The sequence below is a fragment of the Ruegeria sp. AP12 genome (assembly GCF_056540025.1).
Genome location: NZ_JBQFVZ010000274.1, coordinates 1 through 596 on the forward strand (window position 1 = coordinate 1; position 596 = coordinate 596).

Here is a 596-nt window from a genome sequence, read left to right on the forward strand (position 1 = left end):
ATGGCAAAGGAAAAGTTTGAGCGTACAAAACCGCACGTCAACATCGGCACGATTGGCCACGTTGACCACGGCAAGACCACGCTGACCGCAGCAATCACCAAGTATTTCGGTGACTTCAAAGCGTATGACCAGATCGACGGCGCGCCGGAAGAGAAAGCGCGCGGCATCACCATCTCGACCGCCCACGTGGAATACGAGACCGACAACCGCCACTATGCGCACGTTGACTGCCCCGGCCACGCCGACTACGTCAAGAACATGATCACCGGTGCCGCCCAGATGGACGGCGCGATCCTGGTTGTGAACGCCGCTGACGGCCCGATGCCGCAAACGCGTGAGCACATCCTGCTGGGCCGCCAGGTTGGCATCCCGAAGATGGTCGTGTTCCTGAACAAAGTTGACCAGGTCGACGACGAAGAGCTGCTGGAACTGGTTGAGATGGAAGTTCGCGAACTGCTGTCCAGCTACGAATACCCCGGCGACGATATTCCGATCGTTGCAGGTTCGGCTCTGGCCGCGATGGAAGGCAACAACCCGGAAATCGGCGAAGAGAAAATCAAGGAACTGATGGCGGCTGTTGATGACTACATCGACAC

Annotated in this window: 1 protein-coding gene; it reads left to right on the forward strand. The window is 58.1% G+C overall.

The annotated features are described in order from the left end of the window. On the forward strand, positions 1-596 hold a 596-nt coding region (locus ACR0E6_RS22715), incomplete at both ends, for a GTP-binding protein (protein WP_480587650.1).